A 23,947-nucleotide genomic window follows, 5' to 3' on the forward strand; every position below is an offset into this window, starting at 1 on the left:
TTACATACTGCCCGGCGCGCGGCTGGTGCGCCCGGCTGAACTTAACGTTCGCGCCATGCGCTTGCCGTCGAGGCTCTCCAGACGCATCTGGAACGGCGGGAATGGCATCTCGATGCCGTGTTCGCGGAAGCCCTGCAAAATCAGCTGATGGATTTCGTGGCGCAGCGGCATGCGGTGTCCCATCTCGGCGGCGTGAATACGCAGTTCAAAGAGCTGAATACCCTGCTGCAAATCGACCAGGAACACTTCCGGCGGCGGGTTATCAATCACATACGAGCACTTCTCAGCGGCACGATAGAGGATCTGCGTTACCTCTTCGCTGTTAGCATCTGCCGGAGCAGGCACCGTCAGCACCACGCGCGTGACCGAATCCGAGAGCGACCAGTTAATAAACTGCTCGGTAATGAACGCCTTATTCGGCACGATTATCTCTTTACGGTCCCAGTCGCTGATGGTCGTCGCGCGCGTGTTGATGCGCGTCACGCTGCCGGTTAGATCGCGAATGGTCACGGTATCGCCGATACGAATCGGCTTTTCAAAGAGAATAATCAGGCCCGAAATAAAGTTGGCGAAAATCTCCTGTAAGCCGAAACCGAGCCCCACACCGAGCGCCGCCACCAGCCATTGCAGCTTCGACCACTCAATACCAATCATGGAGAAGCCCACCAGGCCGCCTATCAGCATCAGCAGATATTTGGTGATGGTGGTAATGGCGTAACCGGTGCCCGGCGTCAGCTCCAGATGTTGCAGGACGACCAGCTCCAGCAGCGCGGGCAGGTTACGCACCAGCTGCGTGGTGACGATAAACACCAGAATGGCGATCAGCACCGCGCCAAGCGTAATCGGTTCAATGCTCTCAACGCCCTGCACGGTTGAGGTGACATCCCACAGCGAAATATTCTCAAGGAACCCGAAAGCCGAGTGAATTTCCGACCACAGCACAATCACGGACAGCAGTGCGATAAGCGTCAGGATCGAGCGCACCAGGCGCAGCGACTGGGCGCTGATCGCATCCAGATCAAGCTCCGCGACTTCCACTTCCACGCTGCCTTCGGTGCTATGCCCGTGGTGCGGTTCTTCTTCGCCGCGGGCGCGCTGGGCCAGAATTTCCGCGCGACGCGAGCGGGCGCGATCAAAGGCCAGGCGACGGCGCTGAATGAGCATCCAGCGGCGAATGATGTGGTAAATCACCAGCAGCAGGAACCAGATGGCGACAGACGTTTCCAGACGTGCCAGCAGCGCCTGCGCGGTGGCGAGATAACCGACGGCCGCGGCGAGGATTGCCGTTAACGGCGCGCACAGCAGCAGGTTCCACAGCAGCCGGTTGACCCAGTTATCGCCGTTGCCTTCTTTATCAAGAAAGAGCGGGAGGCCTGCACGCTTGAGGCTGAGCGTGACGATCGCCAGCGCGCCGCAGATAAGCACAAAGCACAGCCGCCCCAGCGAGCCGGAGAATTCGCGGTCGTTGAGGTTATCGAAGGTTATCAGCGCCATGATGAGCGGCACGATAAAGCCGATGCTCATCAGGTAGTAGCGCATCGCGCGGGCGACCCGGTTGCGCGGCCAGCCGAAATGCGTGGTAAACAGGCCGTTCGGGCGTGCGAAGGTCGCAGAAATCATCACGACCCACAGCAGCGGCACTGTGGCGGTGACGCCGTCGCCGACCGCCACGGCGATAGGCCAGGGCCAGGCTTCACGAAGGCCATAGCCAAGCGTTGCCCACAGCACGGGCAGGGGAGAGGCCACCAGAATCGACCAGAACACCGTGCGCATCGTGAGCCAGAAATGGTCCTGCGTTACCTTCCCGACCCGCGCGCTGGAGCGCTCTAGAAACGCTGTAAAGTGACGCCGCGAACTGATGCTAAAGCCCACCAGCAGCAGCGCGCCGAAGAGCGGCAGCAGCGTCTCTTTGCTGGTCACCATCATCACGGCGGCTTTACCGAGCTGGCCGAAAAAGTCGAGCGAGATAAGACGGCGCAGATCCTGAACGATATCCACCGGCCAACTGATGGTGAGCGGGCTGACGTCAGAGGTCCAGAACAGGTAGCGGTGCGTCGCCTCGTTCACTTCTTTCAGCGCGTCTTCAAGCTGGCTGTTTGCCACTTTCAGCTTGGTAAGCTCAAGGATTAACGTATCGCCGCCCTGCAACAGCGAGTTGAGCAGTTCGCGTTGGGTGCGTAACTGCGCGTCGAGAATACGGCTCTGCTCTGCCGTCAGCGGCTTGCCGTCCGCCTGCCGCAGCTGGCGCAGTTGCGGCTGCTTGTTGAGCTGATCTTCATAGCGCAGCCGATGAACGCGCAGCTGCGCCATCTCGGTATCGAGCTGCTGAAGCTTCGGCATCTCCGGCAGGCGCGCCACCTGCGCGCGCAGCGCCTCGCCGAGCACGTTCGACACACCGAGCCACTGCGACTGTTCACGCAGCGTGGTTAACGCCTGACGCACCTGCATGGTCTGACTGGTGGCCTGCCGCTGCTGGGACGCCACCAGATCCATACGCTGCGCCTGCTGGTTTAGCGCGCGCGACAGCTCGCGGTTTACGTTGAACTGCTCGACAATCGCCGGCGGCAGGTTGGCGCTGTTCTCGGCAAGCAGTTCGGTGCTCTCCAGCGCGCGCTCAGCTTCCTGCTGGCGCTGGCTGTTAAGCTGATTGCGCAGCGCCTGGAGGTAAGCATCAAGCTGTTCGCTCTGTTTTTGCGCCAGTTCTGCGCGCAGGCGCGCCAGCTCCTGGCGGTTGCTGGCGGAGAGCTGGGCGAGTTCGAGTTCGTCAACGCGGGCTTTTAACTGGGCCGATTCCGCCTGCTGGCTGAGAAGCTGCGCTGCGCCAAGCGCATTTGAGCCGGTCGGCGCGCCTGCGCGGCGTTCCATCTCGTTAAGCTGGCGGCGCGCGTCGGTTTGCTGTTGGGGGAGCTGGCTTAAGGAGTCAGCGATTTCGCGCGCGCGATCCTGCTCCTGCTGCGCTTCGCGGCTCTTCTCCAGCAGCTGACTGCTGACCTGGAGGATCTCCTGATTGAGCGCGTCAGTGGTAAGCCCGGTGGGCACCCGGCGCGGCTCATCGCGCAAATTGTTAAGTTGCTGGCGCAGCGACTGCGAAAGCTTAGGGAAGTTATCGATAACCTGCTGATATTGCTTCGCGCGCTCAAGGGAGGCTTTTCGCTCCTCAAGCGCGTTTTGCGCCGCCTGCAGGGCTTCAACCACTTGCGCCTGATCGGGCTGGTTTTTGGCCGCTTTGGCCTGCTCCAGCTCCTGCGCTATCTGTTTTTCATCAGGCGCGGTTGCGGCGTTCGCCCAAAAGCTCAGGCTCCAGGCCAGCAGCACGTAAAGGATCAGGCGCACGTCATTTACCTTTGAATTAACGGTTTTGGTCGTTATCTACCAGCGGGTTGGCTTCACGCTCGGCGTCGGCTTCTTCTTGTGAGATAACCGCAGGGGCGACGTCGGCTGCGACCGCCTCAACAGAGACCGCCAGCGGCTCGCCGAGGCGCGTGACGGAGAGGCTTTGCAGATGCTCAACCAGCTCCACTTTGCCCGGCGCGAACAGGTTGATAACTGTTGAGCCAAGCTTAAAGCGGCCCATCTCCTGGCCTTTCAGCAGCGCCACCGCACCGTCGCTTTCGCCTGCCGGGTACGTCCAGCGCTTGATGATGCCTTCACGCGGCGGGGTGATGGTGCCAGCCCAGACGGTTTCAATGCTCCCCACAATCGTCGCGCCCACCAGAATTTGCGCCATCGGCCCGAATTCCGTGTCGAACAGGCAGATGACACGCTCGTTACGGGCGAACAGGTTCGGCACGTTCTGCGCGGTCAGATGGTTTACCGAGAAGAGATCGCCCGGCACATAGATCATTTCGCGCAGGATGCCGTTGCATGGCATATGGACGCGGTGATAGTCGCGCGGCGAGAGATAAGTGGTCGCGAAGGTGCCGTTACGGAACAGATCGGCCATCAGATAGTTGCCTGCCAGCAGCGCTTCCAGCGTGTAGTTGTGGCCTTTGGCCTGCAGGATTTTATCGCCTTCGATGCGCCCGAGCTGGCTGATTACGCCGTCCGCCGGCATTGTCAGCACGTTCGGATCGGTGTTCAGCGGGCGAACTTCATCACGCAGCGGACGCACAAAAAATTCGTTAAAGGTGCGATAGCTGGCGGTATCGGGCTTCTGCGCCTCGCTCATGTTGACCTTGTAGTACTTCACAAACAGATCGATGACCAGTTTAGTCAGCCAGCCTGCGCGTTTGCTCGCGCCCCAGCCAGCCAGACGGGTGAGCCACTGTTTGGGCAGAATGTATTGCAGCGAAAGTTTGATTTCGTTTAACAAGGTAGCCTCCAGGCCAGTGTTTCGTCATTCCTGGCCCGGTTATATGCCGGGCCTGTCAGAAAAAGGGGCTGATTCTAACGACGCCAAGCGTAATTGTCAGTCGTCGCTTTCGGAAAAGTTTTTACGCGTTTTTACCTGCGCCATACTTTCCAGAATCCGGTGATAATTGTCGAAGCGGGTTTCGGCTATCTCACCGCGCTCGACGGCCTCGCGAATGGCGCAACCCGGATCGCTGCCATGTTTGCAGTCGCGGAATTTGCACAGGCCGAGATAATCGTGGAATTCGATAAAGCCGCGGGTGATCTGCTCTGGCTCCAGATGCCACAGACCGAACTCGCGCACGCCGGGGGAATCGATGACTTCGCCGCCGCCGGGGAAGTGATAGAGGCGCGAGGCGGTCGTGGTGTGCTGTCCAAGCCCGGAGTTATCGGACACGTCGTTAACCAGAATCTGGTTATCCTTGAGGCCCAGCAGATTATTCAGCAGGCTCGATTTCCCGACGCCCGACTGCCCGGCGAAGATGCTGGTGCGGCCAATCAGCGCCTCTTCCAGTTCTTTCAGCCCTTCGTCTTTGTAGCTGGAAACCAGCAGGACGCGATAGCCGATACGGCGATAGATATCCATCTGCTCGTTGACGAAGGCCAGGTCTTTTTCATCAAGCAGGTCAATCTTGTTGAGCACCAGTAATGGCTCAATATCCAGCGTTTCACAGGCCACTAGATAGCGGTCGATAATATTCAGCGACAGCTCCGGCAAGATGGCCGAGACGATAATGATTTGGTCGATATTCGCGGCGATAGGCTTCACGCCGTCGTAAAAATCCGGGCGCGTCAGGACGGAGGTGCGCTCGTGCACCGCATCGACAATGCCTTTGCCCTGCACGTTTTCTTTCGCCGGACGCCAGACGACGCGATCGCCAGTCACCAGCGAGCGGATAGTGCGGCGAATGTTGCAGCGGTGCACCCCGCCGTCAGACGCTTCGACGTCGGCATGCTGACCAAAACGACTGATAACGCGGCCGTCGCGAGGCTCACCAAACTGCGAGTCGTCGGGATCGGCTTTCTCCGGAGTCTGTTTGAGCCGGCGCTGATGATTCGCTGAGACGCGGCGTTGCTGACCTTTGGAGAGTTTATTTTTGCTCAATCTTAATGGCTCCTGGTCGCCCCTGGTGGGCAAAACCTCTATGATACCAGCTATTGTAAATGAATTAACTGCCTGTCACCCCAGCGTGACGCGATACGGATGGAAAATAGCATGAGTGCCAATGAAAACAACCTCATTTGGATCGATCTGGAAATGACCGGGCTTGACCCGCGACAGGATCGCATCATCGAGATCGCCACCCTGGTGACCGACGCCAACCTCAACATTCTGGCGGAAGGGCCGGTTATTGCCGTGCATCAGTCTGACGAGCAGCTGGCGCTGATGGATGACTGGAACGTGCGCACCCATACCGCCAGCGGGCTGGTGGATCGCGTGAAGGCGAGCACGATGGGCGATCGCGAAGCGGAACTGGCGACCCTCGAATTTCTGAAGCAGTGGGTACCGGCCGGAAAATCGCCCATCTGCGGTAACAGCATCGGCCAGGATCGCCGCTTCCTGTTTAAATATATGCCGGAGCTGGAAGCGTATTTCCACTACCGCTATCTGGATGTCAGCACCCTGAAAGAGCTGGCGCGCCGCTGGAAGCCGGAAGTGCTCGATGGCCTTAAAAAACAGAATACCCACCAGGCACTGGACGATATCCGCGAATCGGTAGCGGAACTCGCCTATTACCGCGAACATTTTATAAAATTGTGATGCAAGCGAGGGGCTAAGCCCCTCTTTTGTTGATAAAGTGATCGCTTTGGCGAATAAAAACGCAGTCAGACAAAAATCACGAAAAAAAGCGTTTAAGGGGTTGCGGTAGAAATCATTTCTCGTATAATGCGCCTCCCGTAACGACACAGAAATGTGAATTACGCAGAGCGGGAATAGCTCAGTTGGTAGAGCACGACCTTGCCAAGGTCGGGGTCGCGAGTTCGAGTCTCGTTTCCCGCTCCAAAATTTGAAATGCCGAAAGGCAACACCACCCAAGCGGGAATAGCTCAGTTGGTAGAGCACGACCTTGCCAAGGTCGGGGTCGCGAGTTCGAGTCTCGTTTCCCGCTCCAAAATTTGAAATGCCGAAAGGCAACACCACCCAAGCGGGAATAGCTCAGTTGGTAGAGCACGACCTTGCCAAGGTCGGGGTCGCGAGTTCGAGTCTCGTTTCCCGCTCCAAATCTCCTCGATTGTACAAATTATCCACAGCGATAACGCGCGCTACGGCGGGTTTTTCACGTTTGTGCCACACTTTTCTGAACAGACTTATCCACAGAATGCATAAAGTTATCCTGTGAGCAAAAATGATAACTTTGTTCACATCTTTTCTTTATCTTATTGATATTGAAAGCTTATAATTTATTACTAAATGTTAATTTTGAGGCTTTTTGATAATCATGGCCTTTGAATGACAAGACTTTTTTAATTTTATTCACAGCGAAACGCGTCTAGGCGTCGCGCGGTAAGCCTTTCTCAATCACCCTGACCAGCCGCTGTTTCTGCGGGAGCTGCACTTCCACCACGCAGGCATTACGTTTGTCTGTTTGTTGCGCAATCGCCCAGTCAATATGTTCATCAAGAAGTGGGTGCTCACCCTTGCGCTGTTGCAACGCCGTGATATTGGCCTCGTCCCAGGGCGCGTTCCCGAGCGCGACCGCGATATTACGCAGCCAGCGTAAGTGACCAATGCGGCGAATCGCCGACCCTTCCGTGACTTTCAGAAAGTGCGCTTCGCTCCAGCTAAACAGCTCAATCAGCTTTGGCGCGTGCAGCGCCTGGCGCGGGCTGAAATCCGCTTCATCGGTGAGTTGTGAAAAACGATTCCACGGGCAAATTAACTGGCAGTCGTCGCAGCCATAAATGCGGTTGCCCATCAGCGGGCGAAACTCTTCAGGGATCGCGCCTTCAAGCTCAATGGTCAGATAGGAGATGCAGCGGCGCGCATCGACCGTGTACGGCTCGACAATCGCGCCGGTGGGGCAGATGGTCATGCAGGCCACGCAGCGCCCGCAGCCTTCTTCGACAGGCTTATCCACTGGTAGCGGTATATCCACCAGCAGTTCGCCAAGAAAGAAAAACGATCCGGCGTCGCGGCTTAAGATCAGCGAATGCTTGCCGGTCCAGCCGAGACCCGCTTTTTCGGCGAGCGGGCGCTCAAGGATGGGCGCGGAGTCGACAAAAGGTCTAAAATTCAGCGATGCGCAATGCTGTTGCAGCGTTTCGCCGAGTTTTTTCAGCCGGTTTCTCAAAAGCTTATGGTAATCGCGCCCCAGGGCGTAACGGCTCACGTAGCCGAGCGAGGGATCTTTCAGCGTGCTGGCAAAGGCCGCCCTTGCGGGCAGATAGTTCATGCGCACGCTGATAACGCGCAGCGTGCCGGGCAGCAGCTCATGCGGGCGGGCGCGCAACATACCGTGACGCGCCATCCACTCCATCTCGCCATGGTACTGTTTATCCAGCCACGCCTGTAACGCGCCTTCGCTGGCGCTGAGATCGGTATCGGTAATACCGACCTGCTGGAAACCGAGCTCGGCGCCCCATTGTTTAATTTTTTGCGCTAACTGATTGAGATCGAGGGGTTCAGACATGACGGACCACGGGATGAAGAAAAACGACGCCAGTATACCACACTCCGTCTGGCCCGCAGACTGGCTGCGCACGGCGGAACGCGAGGCGGCGGACAGCCTCGGGCTGACGCTCTATGAACTGATGCAACGCGCGGGCGATGCGGCCTTTCAGGTGGCGCGTGCGGCGTATCCGCACAGCCAGCGCTGGCTGGTGCTGTGCGGCCACGGCAATAACGGTGGTGATGGCTATGTGGTGGCGCGTCTGGCGCAGGCGGCGGGCATTGACGTGACGCTGCTGGCGCTGGAAAGCGACAAACCCTTGCCGGAAGAGGCGCAGGCCGCGCGCGAGGCCTGGCTTAACGCAGGCGGTGAAATCCATGCGCCGCACACGCCGCTGCCGGAAACATGCGATCTGATTATCGATGCATTGCTCGGCACGGGGCTTTCTCAGGCCCCGCGCGAGAACGTCGCCACGCTGATTGAACACGCGAATAAACACCGCGCACCCGTAGTGGCGCTGGATACTCCGTCCGGCCTGCTGGCGCAAACCGGCGCTGCGCCGGGCGCGGTGATTCATGCCGCGCATACCGTGACGTTCATTGCGCTCAAGCCGGGGCTGCTTACTGGCCGCGCCCGTGACGTCGTCGGGCAGCTGCATTATCACGCGCTGGGGCTTGAGGCGTGGCTTGCCGGGCAACAGGCGCCGTATGCGCGCTTCGACGCAACGCAGCTCTCCCGCTGGCTCCGGCCGCGCCGTCCTGGTTCGCATAAAGGCGATAACGGCAAGCTGGTGATTATCGGCGGCGATCATGGCACCGCTGGCGCTATCCGCATGACCGGCGAGGCGGCGCTGCGTGCGGGCGCAGGCCTGGTGCGAGTACTTACTCGCGCGGAAAACATCGCGCCGCTGGTGACTGCACGCCCGGAGCTGATGGTGCATGAGCTCACCAGCGATGCGCTCGACGCCAGTCTGGAATGGGCCGACGTCGTGGTTATCGGGCCGGGGCTCGGGCAGCAGGAGTGGGGCAAATCGGCGCTGGCGAAAGTACGCCAGTGCAATAAACCGATGCTGTGGGATGCGGACGCGCTTAACCTTCTGGCAATCGCTCCCGATACCAGTCACAATCGCATTCTTACGCCGCACCCCGGCGAGGCCGCGCGGTTACTTAACCGTAGCGTGGCAGAAATTGAGAGTGACCGCTTACTTAGCGCCAGAGAGCTGGCGCAGCGCTACGGGGGTTGCGTGGTGCTGAAAGGCGCGGGAACGGTGGTAACAGGGCCGCAGGACGAATGCGGCATTATCGATGTCGGTAATCCTGGCATGGGTACGGGCGGCATGGGCGACGTGCTTTCCGGCATTATCGGCGCGTTGCTGGCGCAGGGGCTTAACCTTTTTGATGCCGCTTGCGCAGGCAGCGTGGCGCACGGCGCGGCGGCGGATGCGCTCGCGAAGCGCTTTGGCACGCGCGGCATGCTGGCAACCGATCTGTTTTCCACGCTCTATCGTTTTGTTAACCCGGATATAGACATAGACCAGAATCATGATTAATCGCGTTATACCCTTACCCGAAGAGCAGGCCACCCTCGATCTTGGCGCACGCGTGGCGCGTGCCTGTACCGGCGCAACCGTCATCCATCTGTATGGCGATTTGGGCGCGGGCAAAACCACATTCAGCCGTGGTTTCCTGCAGGCGTGCGGTCATCAGGGCAACGTGAAAAGCCCGACGTACACGCTGGTAGAGCCTTATACGCTGGAAAACAGAGTGGTTTATCACTTCGATCTCTATCGTCTGGCCGATCCGGAAGAGCTGGAGTTTATGGGCATCCGCGATTATTTCACCAACGACGCCATTTGTCTTGTCGAGTGGCCGCAGCAGGGCGCGGGCGTGTTGCCGTCGCCCGATATCGAAATCCACTTGTCATGGCAGGAGCAAGGGCGAGAAGCGCGGGTGAAAGCGGTCTCCGCCGCCGGTGACGCGCTGCTGGCCCGCCTCGCCTGAACGCAAGGACGACAGGATGATCACACGCATGAAAAACTGGGTAGTGGCGCTTCTGCTGGCGATATGCGCGCCTGCGTTCGGGGCGACGCTGTCTGATATTCAGGTGTCCAACGGCGACGGCCAGGCGCGGATCACCTTAAGTTTTATGGGCGATCCTGAATACGCTTACTCGCAGCAGGGTAAGCGCAGCGTCGCCCTTGATATTAAACAGACCGGCGTGATTCAGGGCCTGCCGCTGATCTTTAGCGGCGAAAACCTGGTCAAGAGCATTCGCGCCGGCCAGCCGAAAGATAATCAGTCGCTGCGTCTGGTGGTCGATTTAACCAAAGATGGCAAAGCGCGCGCGGTGAAGCAGCAAAAGGGCGCGGGCTATAACGTCGTCTTTACGATCGACGCCGACGAGCCGCCACCGCCACCGCCGCCACCGGTTGTAGCGCAGCGCGAGCCCGTCGCCGCTCCCGTTCGATCGTCCGAGCCTGCGCGCAACCCGTTTCGCACCGATAACGACCGTATCACCAGCGTCGTCGGCAGTAATACCGTGACGCGGCCGGGGCGCAGCGTCAGTCGGACCGCGACATCCGATCGCGTAGTGGTGGCTATCGACGCCGGGCATGGCGGACAAGACCCCGGCGCTATCGGCCCCGGCGGCGTGCGTGAGAAAAACGTCACCATCGCTATCGTCCGGAAGTTGCGTACGCTGCTCAATGACGATCCGATGTTTAAGGGCGTGCTGACCCGCGACGGCGACTATTTTATCTCCGTCATGGGCCGCTCCGATGTGGCGCGTCAGCAAAATGCGAATCTGTTGGTCTCCATTCACGCCGACGCCGCGCCTAACCGCGACGCCACCGGCGCATCCGTCTGGGTGCTCTCGAATCGTCGTGCCAACAGCGAAATGGCGAGCTGGCTTGAGCAGCACGAGAAACAATCAGAGCTTCTCGGCGGCGCAGGCGACGTGCTCGCGAACAGCCAGGCGGACCCGTACCTGAGCCAGGCGGTACTGGATTTGCAGTTCGGCCATTCACAGCGCGTCGGGTATGATGTCGCCACCAGCGTGCTCGGGCAGCTTCAGCGGGTGGGCGCGCTGCATAAGCGGCGGCCGGAACACGCAAGCCTCGGCGTGCTGCGCTCGCCGGATATCCCGTCGCTTTTAGTGGAGACCGGTTTTATCAGCAACACCGGCGAAGAGCGTTTGCTGGCAAGCGATGATTATCAGCAGCAAATTGCCGAAGCGATTTATCAGGGGCTGCGCAACTACTTTATTGCGCATCCGCTCCAGGCCGCGCCAAAGGGTGACGGCGGAACGGGGCAGACCGCCCGCTCCGCTGACAACGCCACAAGCCAGGTCACCGTGATTCAGTAAGGAGAATTCATGCCGATTCAGGTTCTGCCGCCGCAGCTTGCGAACCAGATCGCCGCGGGCGAGGTGGTGGAGCGCCCTGCGTCGGTTGTGAAAGAGCTGGTGGAAAACAGTCTCGACGCGGGCGCCACGCGCATTGATATCGATATCGAGCGTGGCGGCGCGAAGCTTATCCGCATCCGCGATAACGGCGGCGGCATTAAGAAAGATGAGCTGGCGTTGGCGCTGGCGCGTCACGCCACCAGTAAAATCGCCTCGCTGGACGATCTCGAAGCCATCATCAGCCTCGGCTTTCGCGGCGAAGCGCTGGCCAGTATCAGTTCGGTATCGCGTCTCACGCTCACTTCGCGCACCGCCGACCAGCAGGAAGCCTGGCAGGCGTACGCCGAAGGCCGCGATATGGAGGTGACCATCAAACCGGCGGCGCACCCGGTCGGCACCACGCTGGAAGTGCTGGATCTGTTCTACAACACTCCCGCGCGGCGCAAATTCATGCGCACCGAGAAAACCGAATTCACGCACATTGACGAAGTGGTGCGGCGTATCGCGCTGGCGCGCTTTGACGTGACGATAAACCTCAGCCATAACGGCAAAATGATGCGTCAGTACCGGGCCGTGCAGGGCAACGCGCCGCGCGAACGCCGTCTTGGCAGCATTTGCGGCCCGGCATTTCTGGAACACGCGCTGGCTATCGCGTGGCAGCACGGCGATCTGGCGCTGCGCGGTTGGGTGGCGGAGCCGAAAGGCACTACGGCGGCACTGGCCGAAATCCAGTACTGCTATGTAAATGGCCGTATGATGCGCGACCGGTTGATTAACCATGCGATTCGCCAGGCCTGTGAAGATAAGCTCGGCATCGATCAGCAACCTGCGTATGTGTTGTACCTGGAAATCGATCCGCATCAGGTGGATGTGAACGTGCATCCGGCCAAGCATGAAGTGCGTTTTCACCAGTCGCGCCTGGTGCACGATTTTATCTATCAGGGCGTGGTAAGCGTGCTACAGCAGCAGGCGGCAAATCCGCTCTCTCTCAATGAACCGGCCGAGGACGCGCCACGCTTTCAGCCGGAAAACCGCGTCGCGGCGGGAAAAAATCAGTTTGCCGACCCGGCGCCGCGTGAGCGTGTGAGCGCACGCGAGAACGACGCGCCGCGCTATTCATCCGGCGGGGCGTCAGCAGGCAGCAACGCAGGGCGCAGCGCTGCCAGCAACGGCGGCTGGCCGCATGCGACGCCGGGCTATCAGAAACAGCAGGGCGCGCTGTACAAACAATTGCTGGAGACGCCCGCGGTGACGCCGCCGCCTGCCGCGCCTTCGGTGACAAGCGCGCGTGAAGTTATGCCGTCTGCGCCTGCGCTGGACGGCCATTCGCACAGTTTTGGACGCGTGCTGACGCTGGTGTCTGAAAACGTGGCGCTGCTTGAGCGCGACGGTAAGTTAATGCTGCTGGCCTTAAGCGTGGCGGAGCGCTGTCTCAAACAGGCGCAGCTGTTGCCGCATGATGAAGCGCCCTGCGCACAGCCGTTACTGATTCCGGTTCGTCTGAAAATTTCCGGCGACGAGCGCGATATTATGACCCGCGCGCAGCCGCAACTGGCGCGTCTGGGTATCGAAATCGTCCTCGACGGGCATCACGTGACAATTCGTGCAGTGCCTTTACCCTTACGCCAACAAAATTTACAAATCTTGATTCCCGAACTGATAGGCTACCTGGCGCAGCAACCAAATGCTGACGACGCCGCTATTGCCGGATGGCTTGCCCGCCATCTGGTTATCGCGCAACCGTGGAGCGTCGCGCAAGCCATCGCGACGCTGGCGGAGCTCGAAAGGCTGTGTCCGCAGATGGTGAAAACGCCGCCGGGTGGTCTATTACAACCTATTGATCTACAACCGGCGATGAATGCCCTGACACATGAATGATGTAAGTAAAACAGGCCTTCCGAAGGCGATTTTTCTGATGGGGCCGACGGCATCCGGCAAAACGGCGTTAGCCATTCGCCTGCGCCAGACGCTGCCGGTGGAGCTGATTAGCGTGGATTCCGCGTTGGTCTATAAGGGCATGGATATCGGCACCGCCAAGCCTGATGCGCACGAATTGTCGCAGGCGCCGCACCGCTTGCTGGATATTATCGATCCCGCGCAGGCGTACTCCGCGGCGGATTTCCGCCGCGATGCGCTACAAGCGATGGCGGAGATTGTCGCCGCCGGGCGCATACCGCTGCTGGTGGGCGGCACCATGCTCTACTTTAAGGCGCTGCTGGAAGGGCTTTCGCCGCTTCCTTCAGCGGATCCGACCATCAGAACGGAGATCGAACGGCAGGCAGCAGAGCAGGGGTGGGACGCATTACACCGCAAGCTTCAGGATATCGACCCTGTCGCGGCGCAGCGAATCCATCCCAACGATCCGCAAAGGCTTTCCCGGGCACTGGAAGTTTTTTTCATTTCGGGTAAAACTTTAACGGAACTGACGCAAACGTCAGGAGAAGCTCTGCCCTATCAGGTGCATCAGTTCGCCATCGCCCCGGCGAGCCGTGAACTGCTCCATCAGCGCATTGAGCAGCGTTTTCACCAGATGTTGGCTTCAGGTTTTGAGGCAGAAGTCCGGGCGTTATTTGCCCGTGGAGATTTGCATACGGACATGCCTTCCGTTCGTTGCGTGGGATACCGTCAGATGTGGTCTTATCTGGCGGGTGAAATCTCATACGACGAAATGGTTTATCGAGGTATTTGCGCCACGAGACAGTTAGCGAAGCGGCAAATGACCTGGCTGCGCGGTTGGGAAGGCGTACACTGGCTCGACAGTGAGAAGCCTGAACAGGCGTACAGCGATGTGTTACAGGTTATTGGTGCGAAGCAACAATGAATGTGTACAATTGAACCGTATCGTGCGCGGATTTTTACGCAGTTTTTCAGAGCCCAAGGGTTCAAGAGTATAAACAACAAGCATATAAGGAAAAGATAGAATGGCTAAGGGGCAATCTTTGCAAGATCCGTTCCTCAACGCGCTGCGTCGGGAACGTGTTCCAGTTTCTATTTATTTGGTGAATGGTATTAAGCTGCAAGGTCAGATTGAATCTTTCGATCAGTTCGTGATCCTGTTGAAAAACACGGTCAGCCAGATGGTTTATAAGCACGCGATCTCGACCGTGGTGCCGTCTCGTCCGGTTTCTCACCATAGTAACAACGCGGGTGGCGGTTCCAATAACTACCATCACAGCAACAACGCACAGCCATCTTCCGCTGCCTCTCAGGATAGCGAAGACGCCGAGTAAGGCCTGGCTGTTGCTCCATGTCGGGGGACCAGTTCGTCTGTGTTCCCCGCTGGTATTTTAAGAGGGTTTACGCTTGTTTGACCGTTATGATGCCGGTGAGCAGGCGGTGCTGGTACACATCTATTTTACGCAAGACAAAGATATGGAAGACCTCCAGGAGTTCGAATCTCTGGTCTCTTCCGCCGGTGTCGAAGCATTACAGGTGATTACCGGTAGCCGTAAAGCGCCGCACCCAAAGTATTTTGTTGGTGAAGGTAAAGCCGTTGAGATTGCCGATGCAGTCAAAGCCACTGGGGCGTCTGTTGTCCTTTTTGATCATGCGTTGACCCCGGCTCAGGAACGTAATCTTGAGCGCCTGTGCGAGTGTCGCGTTATCGACCGCACCGGCCTGATTCTTGATATTTTCGCCCAGCGTGCACGCACCCATGAAGGGAAGCTGCAGGTTGAGCTGGCGCAGCTGCGCCATTTAGCTACGCGACTCGTGCGCGGCTGGACCCACCTTGAGCGCCAGAAAGGCGGTATCGGCCTGCGCGGCCCGGGTGAAACCCAGCTGGAAACCGACCGTCGCTTACTGCGTAACCGTATTACTCAGATCCTCTCGCGCCTGGAGCGCGTCGAGAAGCAGCGAGAGCAGGGACGTCGGTCGCGAACCAAAGCCGATATTCCCACCGTCTCTCTGGTGGGCTACACCAACGCCGGCAAATCCACCCTGTTTAACCAAATCACCACGGCTGAGGTGTATGCAGCGGATCAGCTGTTCGCGACACTCGACCCGACGCTGCGCCGCATAGACGTCGCGGACGTCGGCGAAACGGTGCTGGCGGATACGGTCGGGTTTATCCGCCATCTGCCGCACGATCTGGTCGCGGCGTTTAAAGCCACGCTGCAGGAGACGCGTCAGGCGACGCTGCTGCTGCATGTGATCGACGCGGCGGATGTCCGCATGGCGGAGAATATCGAGGCGGTTAATACCGTGCTCGAAGAAATCGACGCCCACGAGATCCCGACGCTGCTGGTGATGAATAAAGTCGACATGCTGGAGGATTTCGAGCCGCGTATCGACAGGAACGACGAGAATGTGCCTATCCGCGTGTGGCTTTCCGCGCAGACGGGGGCGGGCGTGCCACTGCTTTTCCAGGCCCTGACGGAACGTCTCTCCGGCGAAATAGTCCAGCGTGCGCTGCGTCTTCCGCCGGAAGCGGGGCGTCTGCGGAGCCGGTTTTACCAGCTTCAGGCGATCGAAAAAGAGTGGATGGAGGAGGACGGTTGCGTCGGACTGCAAGTTCGCATGCCGATTGTTGACTGGCGTCGCCTCTGTAAACAGGAACCGGCATTGGTTGACTACGTGGTCTAACCGGCCGGCCGAAGCCTGAAAATATTCCCCTTTGGGGGGTACCCGGATGAACTCAGGCGGCGTGATGACGCCTGCGCTTTTTCGCATTAGCACAATGAATGAAAGCGCACGCCATCACGCCATCTGAAGGACGAAAGGTATATCACCGCATAACAAATATGGAGCATAAACATGGCGTGGAATCAGCCCGGTAATAACGGACAGGACCGCGACCCGTGGGGAAGCAGCAAGCCTGGCGGCAACTCTGGGGGAAATAAAGGCGGTCGCGAGCAGGGGCCGCCGGATCTGGATGATATCTTCCGTAAACTCAGCAAAAAGCTGGGCGGCATTGGCGGTGGTAAAGGCGGCGGTGCTTCGCAGGAACCACGTAGCCCGGTCGGCGGTCGTATTGTCGGTATCGTCGCGGTGGCTGCGGTCGTCTTATGGGCCGTCACCGGGTTCTATACCATCAAAGAAGCCGAGCGCGGCGTTGTGACGCGTTTTGGCAAATTCAGCCATCTGGTTGAGCCGGGTCTTAACTGGAAGCCCACCTTTATCGATGAAGTGGTGCCGGTCAACGTGGAAGCCGTGCGTGAGCTGGCCGCCTCCGGCATCATGCTAACGTCTGATGAAAACGTCGTGCGCGTTGAGATGAACGTCCAGTACCGCGTGACCGATCCGCAGCGCTACCTGTTTAGCGTCGCCAACGCGGACGACAGCCTGCGTCAGGCCACCGACAGCGCCCTGCGCGGCGTCATCGGTAAATACACGATGGACCGCATTCTGACGGAAGGCCGTACCGTTATCCGTAGCGATACCCAGCGCGAGCTGGAAGAAACCATTCGTCCGTACAACATGGGCATCACGCTGCTCGACGTTAACTTCCAGGCCGCCCGTCCGCCGGAAGAGGTAAAAGCCGCGTTTGACGACGCGATTGCCGCCCGTGAAAACGAACAGCAGTACATCCGTGAAGCGGAAGCGTACAGCAACGAAGTGCAGCCGCGAGCAAACGGTCAGGCGCAGCGTATTCTGGAAGAAGCCCGCGCGTATAAAACGCAGACTGCCCTGGAAGCTCAGGGTGAAGTGGCGCGCTTTGCGAAGATCCTGCCGGAATATAAAGCCGCGCCGGAAATTACCCGCGAGCGTCTGTATATCGAAACCATGGAAAAAGTGCTGAGCCACACCCGTAAAGTGCTGGTCAACGATAAAGGCGGAAACCTGATGGTACTGCCGCTGGATCAGATGCTGAAAGGCGGCTCCGCGCCTGCCGCGAGCGACGATAATAACAGCGGCAATCCGCTGCTGCGTCTGCCGCCGGCCTCCGGCAGCGGCAACAGTGGCGCGAGCAACAGCGCGTCCTCTGGCCGTGGCGATATTATGGATCAACGCCGTGCCAACGCGCAGCGTAACGATTACCAGCGCGAAGGGAGTGAATAACGATGCGTAAGTCAGTCATTGCGGTAATCATCATCGCGTTGGTGGTGCTTTACACCTCGATTTTTGTGGTGAAAGAGGGTGAGCGCGGCATCATCCTGCAGTTCAGTAAAGTGGTGCGTGACAACGATAACAAGCCGAAAGTGTATGAGCCTGGCCTGCACTTTAAGCTGCCGTTTATCGAGTCGGTGAAGACGCTGGACGCCCGTATCCAGACCATGGATAACCAGGCGGACCGTTTCGTCACCAAAGAGAAGAAAGACCTGATCGTCGATTCTTACATTAAATGGCGCATCAGCGATTTCAGCCGTTACTACCTGGCGACAGGCGGCGGCGATCTCTCTCAGGCGGAAGTGCTGCTGAAACGTAAGTTCTCTGACCGTCTGCGTTCTGAAATTGGTCGTCTCGACGTGAAAGACATCGTGACCGATTCTCGTGGTCGTCTGACGTCTGAAGTGCGCGAAGCGCTGAACTCCGGTTCTGCGGGCACTGAAGATGAAGTCGAAACCCCGGCGGCGGATGACGCTATCGCCTCTGCGGCGAAACGCGTGACCGAAGAGACCAACGGTAAAGTGCCGGTGATCAACCCGAACAGCATGGCCGCACTCGGTATTGAAGTGGTTGACGTGCGTATCAAGCAGATCAACCTGCCGGCGGAAGTCTCGGAAGCTATCTTCAACCGTATGCGCGCCGAGCGTGAAGCGGTCGCCCGTCGTCACCGTTCGCAGGGTCAGGAAGAGGCTGAGAAATTGCGCGCGGCGGCGGATTACGAAGTGACCCGTACGCTTGCGGAAGCGGAGCGTCAGGCGCGTATCCTGCGTGGTGAAGGCGATGCCGAAGCCGCGAAACTGTTCGCCGACGCGTTCAGCCAGGATCCGGATTTCTACGCCTTTATCCGCAGCCTGCGTGCCTACGAGAGCAGCTTTAACTCCAATCAGGATGTGATGGTGTTAAGCCCGGACAGCGATTTCTTCCGTTATATGAAAACGCCGGCCAATAGCACACGTTAAGCCCTTACCCTAAACAAGAGCCGGTCATTGCCGGCTCTTTTTTTATGCAGGTTTTACGCACAATGAATACAACGGTTTTACTGGCGCTGGGTCTGGTACTGGTCGTCGAGGGGCTCGGCCCGCTGCTTTTTCCACGTCTGTGGCGGCGGATGATCCTCTCTGTAGCGCAAATGCCGGACACCTTACTGCGCCGTTTCGGTGGCGGTCTTGTGGTTGCCGGGATTGTTATCTACTACATGTTGAGGAAAACGATTAACTGAATAAAAATCGGGCAAAATCGACGAAATTTGTATACAAAAAGGGCTGAACATCAGCAAAGCTGGTGTTAGAATCCTTTTTTAAGCAAACGGTGATTTTGAAAAATGGGTAACAACGTCGTCGTACTGGGCACCCAATGGGGTGACGAAGGTAAAGGGAAGATCGTCGATCTTCTGACTGAACGGGCTAAATATGTTGTACGCTACCAGGGCGGTCACAACGCAGGCCATACTCTCGTAATCAACGGTGAAAAAACCGTCCTCCATCTTATTCCATCAGGCATTCTTCGCGATAACGTCACCAGCATCATTGGTAACGGCGTTGTGCTGTCGCCTGCCGCGCTAATGAAAGAGATGAAGGAACTGGAAGACCGTGGTATCCCGGTTCGCGAACGTCTGCTGTTATCCGAAGCCTGCCCGCTGATCCTCGACTACCACGTCGCGCTCGACGTCGCACGTGAGAAAGCGCGCGGTGCCAAAGCCATCGGCACCACCGGTCGCGGCATCGGCCCGGCCTATGAAGATAAAGTCGCACGTCGCGGTCTGCGCGTGGGCGATCTCTTTGATAAAGCCACTTTCGCTGAAAAACTGAAAGAAGTGCTGGAATACCACAACTTCCAGCTGGTGAACTTCTACAAAGTTGAAGCGGTTGACTATCAGAAAGTGCTGGACGACGTCATGGCGATTGCCGACGTGCTGACCAGCATGGTGGTGGATGTTTCCGATCTGCTGGATCAGGCGCGTAAACGTGGCGACTTCATCATGTTTGAAGGCGCGCAGGGTACGCTGCTGGATATCGACCACGGCACCTATCCGTATGTCACCTCCTCCAACACCACCGCAGGCGGCGTCGCGACCGGTTCCGGCATTGGCCCGCGTTATGTGGATTACGTGCTCGGCATCATCAAAGCCTACTCCACCCGCGTGGGCGCAGGCCCGTTCCCGACCGAGCTGTTCGACGATGTCGGCGAATTCCTGTGCAAAAAAGGCAATGAATTCGGTGCCACTACCGGTCGTCGCCGTCGTACCGGCTGGCTGGATGCGGTAGCGGTGCGCCGCGCCGTGCAGATCAACTCCCTGTCCGGCTTCTGCCTGACCAAACTGGACGTCCTGGACGGTCTGGAAGAGGTGAAAATCTGCGTCGCTTACCGTATGCCGGATGGCCGCGAAGTCACTACCACCCCGATGGCGGCGGATGACTGGGAAGGTATCGAGCCGATTTACGAAACCATGCCGGGCTGGTCTGAATCCACCTTCGGCGTGAAAGAGCGCAGCGGCCTGCCGCAGGCGGCGCTGAACTATATCAAACGTATTGAAGAAGTCACCGGCGTGCCGATCGACATCATCTCTACCGGTCCGGATCGTACCGAAACCATGATCCTGCGCGATCCGTTCGACGCATAATATGACCAGGGGCGCGGCAAACGCGCCCTTCGTTTTCCCGGTTTTTACCCGCCTTTTTCAAATAAATTAGCCGCCTGACATGTGGCTGGTTTATCATCAATATATCGCCCACTGGGCGAACCGCGTTTTTCCCCTCCCATATTCTGAGGTTGATGTGCAGTTAACGAGTTTTACCGATTTCGGGCTACGGGCTTTGATCTATATGGCGTCCTTGCCGGAAGGCCGCATGACCAGCATTTCTGAAGTCACTGAGGTGTACGGCGTCTCCCGCAATCATATGGTCAAAATAATCAACCAACTTAGTCGTGCGGGCTATGTGACCGCCGTGAGGGGTAAAAACGGCGGGATCCGCCTTGGCAAACCAGCCGCAACCATCCGTATTGGTGATGTCGTGCGTGAGCTGGAGCCCCTGTCTATAGTGAACTGCAGTAGCGCGTTCTGTCACATCACCCCCGCGTGTCGCCTGAAACAGGTGCTGGGCGACGCGGTGGCGCGCTTTCTTCAGGAACTGGATAACTACACGCTGGCCGATTTAGTGCAGGAAAACCAGCCGCTTTACAAATTACTGCTGGTGGAATGACGCATTCGCGCCACTGATGACAACGGAGGAACCGCTATGTCACACGATCCTTTTCAGGAACGAGAAGCTGAAAAGTACGCCAACCCCATCCCGAGCCGGGAATTCATCCTTGAACATTTAACCAAACGTGAAAAACCGGCTAATCGCGATGAACTGGCGTCTGAACTCGGCATTGAAGGCGAGGAACAGCTGGAAGCGCTGCGTCGCCGCCTGCGCGCCATGGAGCGCGACGGCCAGTTAGTCTTTACCCGCCGCCAGTGCTATGCGCTGCCGGAACGTCTTGATCTGCAAAAAGGCACCGTCATCGGCCATCGCGACGGTTACGGCTTTTTACGCGTAGAAGGACGCAAAGACGATCTCTATCTCTCGTCTGAGCAGATGAAAACCTGCATTCACGGCGATATCGTGCTGGCGCAGCCGCTCGGTTCAGACCGCAAAGGCCGCCGCGAAGCGCGTATCGTGCGCGTGCTGGTGCCGAAGCAGAGCAATATCGTCGGGCGCTATTTCACCGACGCGGGCGTCGGCTTCGTGGTGCCGGACGACAGCCGCCTGAGCTTTGATATCCTCATTCCGCCGGAAGAGGTGATGGGCGCACGCATGGGCTATGTCGTGGTCGTCGAGCTGACACAGCGTCCGACGCGGCGCACCAAAGCGATCGGTAAAATTGTTGAAGTGCTCGGCGACAACATGGGCACCGGCATGGCCGTCGATATGGCGCTGCGCACCCATGAAATCCCTTACGTCTGGCCGAAAGCCGTCGAAGAACAGATTGCGCACCTGAAAGAAGAAGTGCCGGAAGAGGCCAAAGTGGGGCGCGTCGATTTGCGCAACCTGCCGCTCGTCACCATCGACGGCGAAGACGCCCGCGACTTTGACGACGCCGTATTCTGTGAGAAAAAACGCGGCGGCGGCTGGCGCCTGTGGGTCGCTATCGCCGACGTCAGCTATTATGTGCGTCCGCCAACGCCGCTTGATAACGAAGCGCGCAACCGCGGCACGTCGGTTTACTTCCCGTCGCAGGTTGTCCCGATGCTGCCGGAAGTGCTCTCCAACGGCCTGTGTTCGCTGAACCCGCAGGTGGATCGCCTCTGTATGGTCTGTGAGATGACGATCTCCGCCAAAGGCCGTCTCACTGGCTATAAATTCTATGAAGCGGTGATGAGCTCGCACGCCCGTCTGACCTACACCAAGGTGTGGCATATTCTGCAGGGCGATGAAGATCTGCGCAGCCAGTATCAACCGCTGGTGAAGCATCTTGAAGAGCTGCACACGCTGTATAAAGCGCTGGAAGAGGCGCGCACCGAGCGCGGCGGTATCTCGTTTGAGAGCGAAGAGGCGAAGTTCATCTTCAACGCCGAGCGCCGTATCGATCGCATCGAGCAGACCCAGCGTAACGACGCGCACAAGCTTATCGAAGAGTGCATGATCCTCGCCAACATTTCGGCGGCGCGCTTTGTCGAGAAGCACAAAGAGCCGGCGCTGTTCCGTATTCACGATCGCCCGACGAATGAAGCGATCACCTCGTTCCGCTCTGTACTGGCGGAGCTGGGGCTGGAGCTGCCGGGCGGCAACAAGCCGGAACCGCGCGACTACGCCGAGCTGCTTGATTCCATCGCCGATCGTCCCGATCACGAGATGCTGCAAACCATGCTGCTGCGCTCGATGAAGCAGGCGATTTACGATCCGGAAAACCGCGGCCACTTTGGCCTCGCGCTGCAATCCTACGCGCATTTTACCTCGCCGATTCGCCGCTACCCGGATCTCACGCTGCACCGCGCGATCAAATACCTGATCGCCAAAGAGCAGGGCCACGAAGGCAACACCACCGAAAGCGGCGGCTGGCACTACACCATGGAAGAGATGCTGCAGCTGGGCCAGCACTGCTCCATGACCGAACGCCGCGCCGATGAAGCTACCCGTGAAGTGGCGGACTGGCTGAAGTGCGACTTCATGCAGGATCAGGTCGGCCAGACCTTCTCCGGCGTGATTTCAAGCGTCACCGGCTTTGGTTTCTTTGTGCGCCTCACCGATCTCTTTATCGACGGCCTGGTGCATGTCTCGTCGCTGGATAACGACTACTACCGCTTCGATCAGGTCGGTCAGCGGCTGATTGGCGAATCCGGCGGCCAGACGTACCGTCTGGGCGACCGCGTCGAAGTCAAAGTCGAAGCGGTTAACATGGACGAGCGCAAAATCGACTTCTCGCTCATCTCCAGCGAACGCGGGCCGCGTAACGTGGGTAAAACCGCGCGCGAGCGCGAGAAACGAGGCGGCGGCGCTAAAAACCGCAGCCGTCGTCAGGTCGGCAAACGCCAGAATTTCGAACCCAACGAGGCGTTTCGCAGCGAGAAAGGCCGTGGAAAGGTGAAGAAAGACGGCGCGGCGCGGGCAGAAAAGAGCGACAAACCGGCGAAAAGCAGTAAAAAACCGTCGGCCAAAACGCAGAAAATCGCGGCCGCCACCAAAGCGAAGCGCGCGGCGAAGAAAAAGCGCGACAACTAATCGCGGGGCCTGCGAGTCAGGCCCGATTTATTACGTATTGCCTAACACCGGGCGGCTTGCCGCCCATAACGAGTACCATTCATGAGTGAAATGATTTACGGCATCCACGCGGTGCAGGCCCTGCTGGAGCGCGCTCCCGAGCGCTTTCAGGAAGTGTTTATTCTGAAAGGGCGTGAAGATAAACGTCTGCTGCCGCTGATCCACGCGCTGGAAGCGCAGGGCGTGCCGGTGCAGGTGGCAAACCGCCAGTGGCTGGATGAAAAAGCGGATGGCGCGGTGCATCAGGGGATTGTCGCACGCGTCAAGCCGGGGCGTCAGTATGGCGAAAACGATCTGCCGGATCTGCTGGCGGCGCACGCGCAGCCGTTCCTGCTGATCCTGGACGGCGTAACCGATCCGCATAACCTCGGCGCCTGCCTGCGCAGCGCCGACGCGGCGGGCGTACATGCCGTGATCGTGCCGAAAGATCGCTCCGCGCAGCTTAACGCGACCGCCAAAAAAGTCGCCTGCGGCGCGGCGGAAAGCGTGCCGCTGATCCGTGTGACCAACCTCGCGCGCACCATGCGTCTGTTGCAGGAAGAGAATGTCTGGATCGTCGGCACGGCAGGCGAGGCAGATCACACCCTCTTCCAGAGCAAAATGACCGGCCCGCTGGCGCTGGTGATGGGCGCGGAAGGAGAAGGGATGCGTCGTCTCACGCGCGAGCATTGCGATGAGCTTATCAGCATCCCGATGGCGGGCAGCGTCTCCTCGCTGAACGTCTCGGTGGCGACCGGTATCTGCCTTTTCGAAGCCGTGCGTCAGCGCAGCTAATCGTAAAACCCTCTGCGGAGG

General features: G+C 58.6%; 19 protein-coding genes and 3 tRNA genes. 18 read left to right on the plus strand and 4 right to left on the minus strand.

Going from position 1 to position 23,947, the window contains the following annotated elements:
• The 3 genes from mscM to rsgA form a co-directional block, all read right to left on the minus strand.
• Nucleotides 1-3,333, minus strand: coding sequence for a miniconductance mechanosensitive channel MscM (gene mscM, locus CSK29544_RS07165; RefSeq protein WP_007887506.1), 3,333 nt, complete (start codon nucleotides 3,331-3,333; stop codon nucleotides 1-3).
• A gap of 16 nt (nucleotides 3,334-3,349) precedes the next feature.
• The gene (gene asd / locus CSK29544_RS07170) at nucleotides 3,350-4,312 is read right to left on the minus strand and encodes an archaetidylserine decarboxylase (protein ID WP_007887503.1); all 963 of its coding nucleotides are present in this window, start codon (nucleotides 4,310-4,312) and stop codon (nucleotides 3,350-3,352) included.
• Nucleotides 4,313-4,408: 96 nt separating this feature from the next.
• The gene (gene rsgA / locus CSK29544_RS07175; protein ID WP_007871220.1) at nucleotides 4,409-5,455 is read right to left on the minus strand and encodes a small ribosomal subunit biogenesis GTPase RsgA; all 1,047 of its coding nucleotides are present in this window, start codon (nucleotides 5,453-5,455) and stop codon (nucleotides 4,409-4,411) included.
• A 111-nt stretch (nucleotides 5,456-5,566) separates the two neighbouring features.
• Here rsgA and orn point away from each other — a divergent pair, with 111 nt between their 5' ends.
• The 4 genes from orn (at nucleotide 5,567) to CSK29544_RS07195 (ending at nucleotide 6,573) form a co-directional block, all read left to right on the plus strand.
• On the plus strand, nucleotides 5,567-6,112 hold the full coding sequence (gene orn / locus CSK29544_RS07180) for an oligoribonuclease (protein ID WP_007887500.1): 546 nt from the start codon (nucleotides 5,567-5,569) through the stop codon (nucleotides 6,110-6,112).
• Nucleotides 6,113-6,279: 167 nt separating this feature from the next.
• Nucleotides 6,280-6,355, plus strand: a tRNA-Gly gene (locus CSK29544_RS07185).
• 33 nt (nucleotides 6,356-6,388) lie between these two features.
• Nucleotides 6,389-6,464: transfer RNA gene (locus tag CSK29544_RS07190), tRNA-Gly, on the plus strand.
• A 33-nt stretch (nucleotides 6,465-6,497) separates the two neighbouring features.
• Nucleotides 6,498-6,573, plus strand: a tRNA-Gly gene (locus tag CSK29544_RS07195).
• 269 nt (nucleotides 6,574-6,842) lie between these two features.
• Here CSK29544_RS07195 and queG read toward each other — a convergent pair.
• The gene (gene queG, locus CSK29544_RS07200; RefSeq protein ID WP_004385286.1) at nucleotides 6,843-7,982 is read right to left on the minus strand and encodes a tRNA epoxyqueuosine(34) reductase QueG; all 1,140 of its coding nucleotides are present in this window, start codon (nucleotides 7,980-7,982) and stop codon (nucleotides 6,843-6,845) included.
• Between queG and nnr the strand changes: the two genes are divergently transcribed.
• The 14 genes from nnr (at nucleotide 7,981) to rlmB (ending at nucleotide 23,926) form a co-directional block, all read left to right on the plus strand.
• The gene (gene nnr / locus CSK29544_RS07205; RefSeq protein WP_029039341.1) at nucleotides 7,981-9,510 is read left to right on the plus strand and encodes a bifunctional ADP-dependent NAD(P)H-hydrate dehydratase/NAD(P)H-hydrate epimerase; all 1,530 of its coding nucleotides are present in this window, start codon (nucleotides 7,981-7,983) and stop codon (nucleotides 9,508-9,510) included. The two genes, queG and nnr, sit on opposite strands and share 2 nt — an antisense overlap.
• A complete protein-coding gene (gene tsaE / locus CSK29544_RS07210; RefSeq protein ID WP_029039342.1) occupies nucleotides 9,503-9,961 on the plus strand; it encodes a tRNA (adenosine(37)-N6)-threonylcarbamoyltransferase complex ATPase subunit type 1 TsaE in 459 nt (152 codons plus the stop codon). Before nnr ends, tsaE begins: the two co-directional genes overlap by 8 nt.
• Before the next feature lie 16 nt (nucleotides 9,962-9,977).
• Complete coding sequence (gene amiB, locus CSK29544_RS07215; protein ID WP_007887483.1) at nucleotides 9,978-11,324, plus strand: N-acetylmuramoyl-L-alanine amidase AmiB; 1,347 nt, start codon at nucleotides 9,978-9,980, stop codon at nucleotides 11,322-11,324.
• A gap of 9 nt (nucleotides 11,325-11,333) precedes the next feature.
• Nucleotides 11,334-13,241 (plus strand): DNA mismatch repair endonuclease MutL, encoded by a 1,908-nt coding sequence (gene mutL / locus CSK29544_RS07220; protein ID WP_029039343.1) that lies wholly within the window; start codon nucleotides 11,334-11,336, stop codon nucleotides 13,239-13,241.
• Nucleotides 13,234-14,184, plus strand: coding sequence for a tRNA (adenosine(37)-N6)-dimethylallyltransferase MiaA (gene miaA, locus CSK29544_RS07225; protein ID WP_007887480.1), 951 nt, complete (start codon nucleotides 13,234-13,236; stop codon nucleotides 14,182-14,184). Before mutL ends, miaA begins: the two co-directional genes overlap by 8 nt.
• 100 nt (nucleotides 14,185-14,284) lie before the next feature.
• Nucleotides 14,285-14,593 (plus strand): RNA chaperone Hfq, encoded by a 309-nt coding sequence (gene hfq / locus CSK29544_RS07230; RefSeq protein WP_004385293.1) that lies wholly within the window; start codon nucleotides 14,285-14,287, stop codon nucleotides 14,591-14,593.
• Between the two features lie 73 nt (nucleotides 14,594-14,666).
• Complete coding sequence (hflX, locus tag CSK29544_RS07235; RefSeq protein WP_004385294.1) at nucleotides 14,667-15,947, plus strand: ribosome rescue GTPase HflX; 1,281 nt, start codon at nucleotides 14,667-14,669, stop codon at nucleotides 15,945-15,947.
• A gap of 171 nt (nucleotides 15,948-16,118) precedes the next feature.
• A complete protein-coding gene (hflK, locus tag CSK29544_RS07240; protein WP_007887478.1) occupies nucleotides 16,119-17,363 on the plus strand; it encodes an FtsH protease activity modulator HflK in 1,245 nt (414 codons plus the stop codon).
• A gap of 2 nt (nucleotides 17,364-17,365) precedes the next feature.
• Nucleotides 17,366-18,370, plus strand: coding sequence for a protease modulator HflC (gene hflC / locus CSK29544_RS07245; RefSeq protein ID WP_004385296.1), 1,005 nt, complete (start codon nucleotides 17,366-17,368; stop codon nucleotides 18,368-18,370).
• Between the two features lie 62 nt (nucleotides 18,371-18,432).
• A complete protein-coding gene (locus CSK29544_RS07250) occupies nucleotides 18,433-18,630 on the plus strand; it encodes a DUF2065 domain-containing protein (protein ID WP_004385297.1) in 198 nt (65 codons plus the stop codon).
• A 102-nt stretch (nucleotides 18,631-18,732) separates the two neighbouring features.
• Nucleotides 18,733-20,031, plus strand: coding sequence for an adenylosuccinate synthase (locus CSK29544_RS07255; RefSeq protein WP_004385298.1), 1,299 nt, complete (start codon nucleotides 18,733-18,735; stop codon nucleotides 20,029-20,031).
• 154 nt (nucleotides 20,032-20,185) lie between these two features.
• Nucleotides 20,186-20,611 (plus strand): nitric oxide-sensing transcriptional repressor NsrR, encoded by a 426-nt coding sequence (gene nsrR, locus CSK29544_RS07260; protein WP_004385299.1) that lies wholly within the window; start codon nucleotides 20,186-20,188, stop codon nucleotides 20,609-20,611.
• A 36-nt stretch (nucleotides 20,612-20,647) separates the two neighbouring features.
• The gene (gene rnr, locus CSK29544_RS07265) at nucleotides 20,648-23,113 is read left to right on the plus strand and encodes a ribonuclease R (protein ID WP_007852332.1); all 2,466 of its coding nucleotides are present in this window, start codon (nucleotides 20,648-20,650) and stop codon (nucleotides 23,111-23,113) included.
• An 81-nt stretch (nucleotides 23,114-23,194) separates the two neighbouring features.
• Nucleotides 23,195-23,926 (plus strand): 23S rRNA (guanosine(2251)-2'-O)-methyltransferase RlmB, encoded by a 732-nt coding sequence (gene rlmB / locus CSK29544_RS07270; RefSeq protein WP_007778372.1) that lies wholly within the window; start codon nucleotides 23,195-23,197, stop codon nucleotides 23,924-23,926.
• Nucleotides 23,927-23,947: the final 21 nt, after the last annotated feature.

Source organism: Cronobacter sakazakii (assembly GCF_000982825.1).
Classification (GTDB): Bacteria; Pseudomonadota; Gammaproteobacteria; order Enterobacterales; family Enterobacteriaceae; genus Cronobacter; species Cronobacter sakazakii.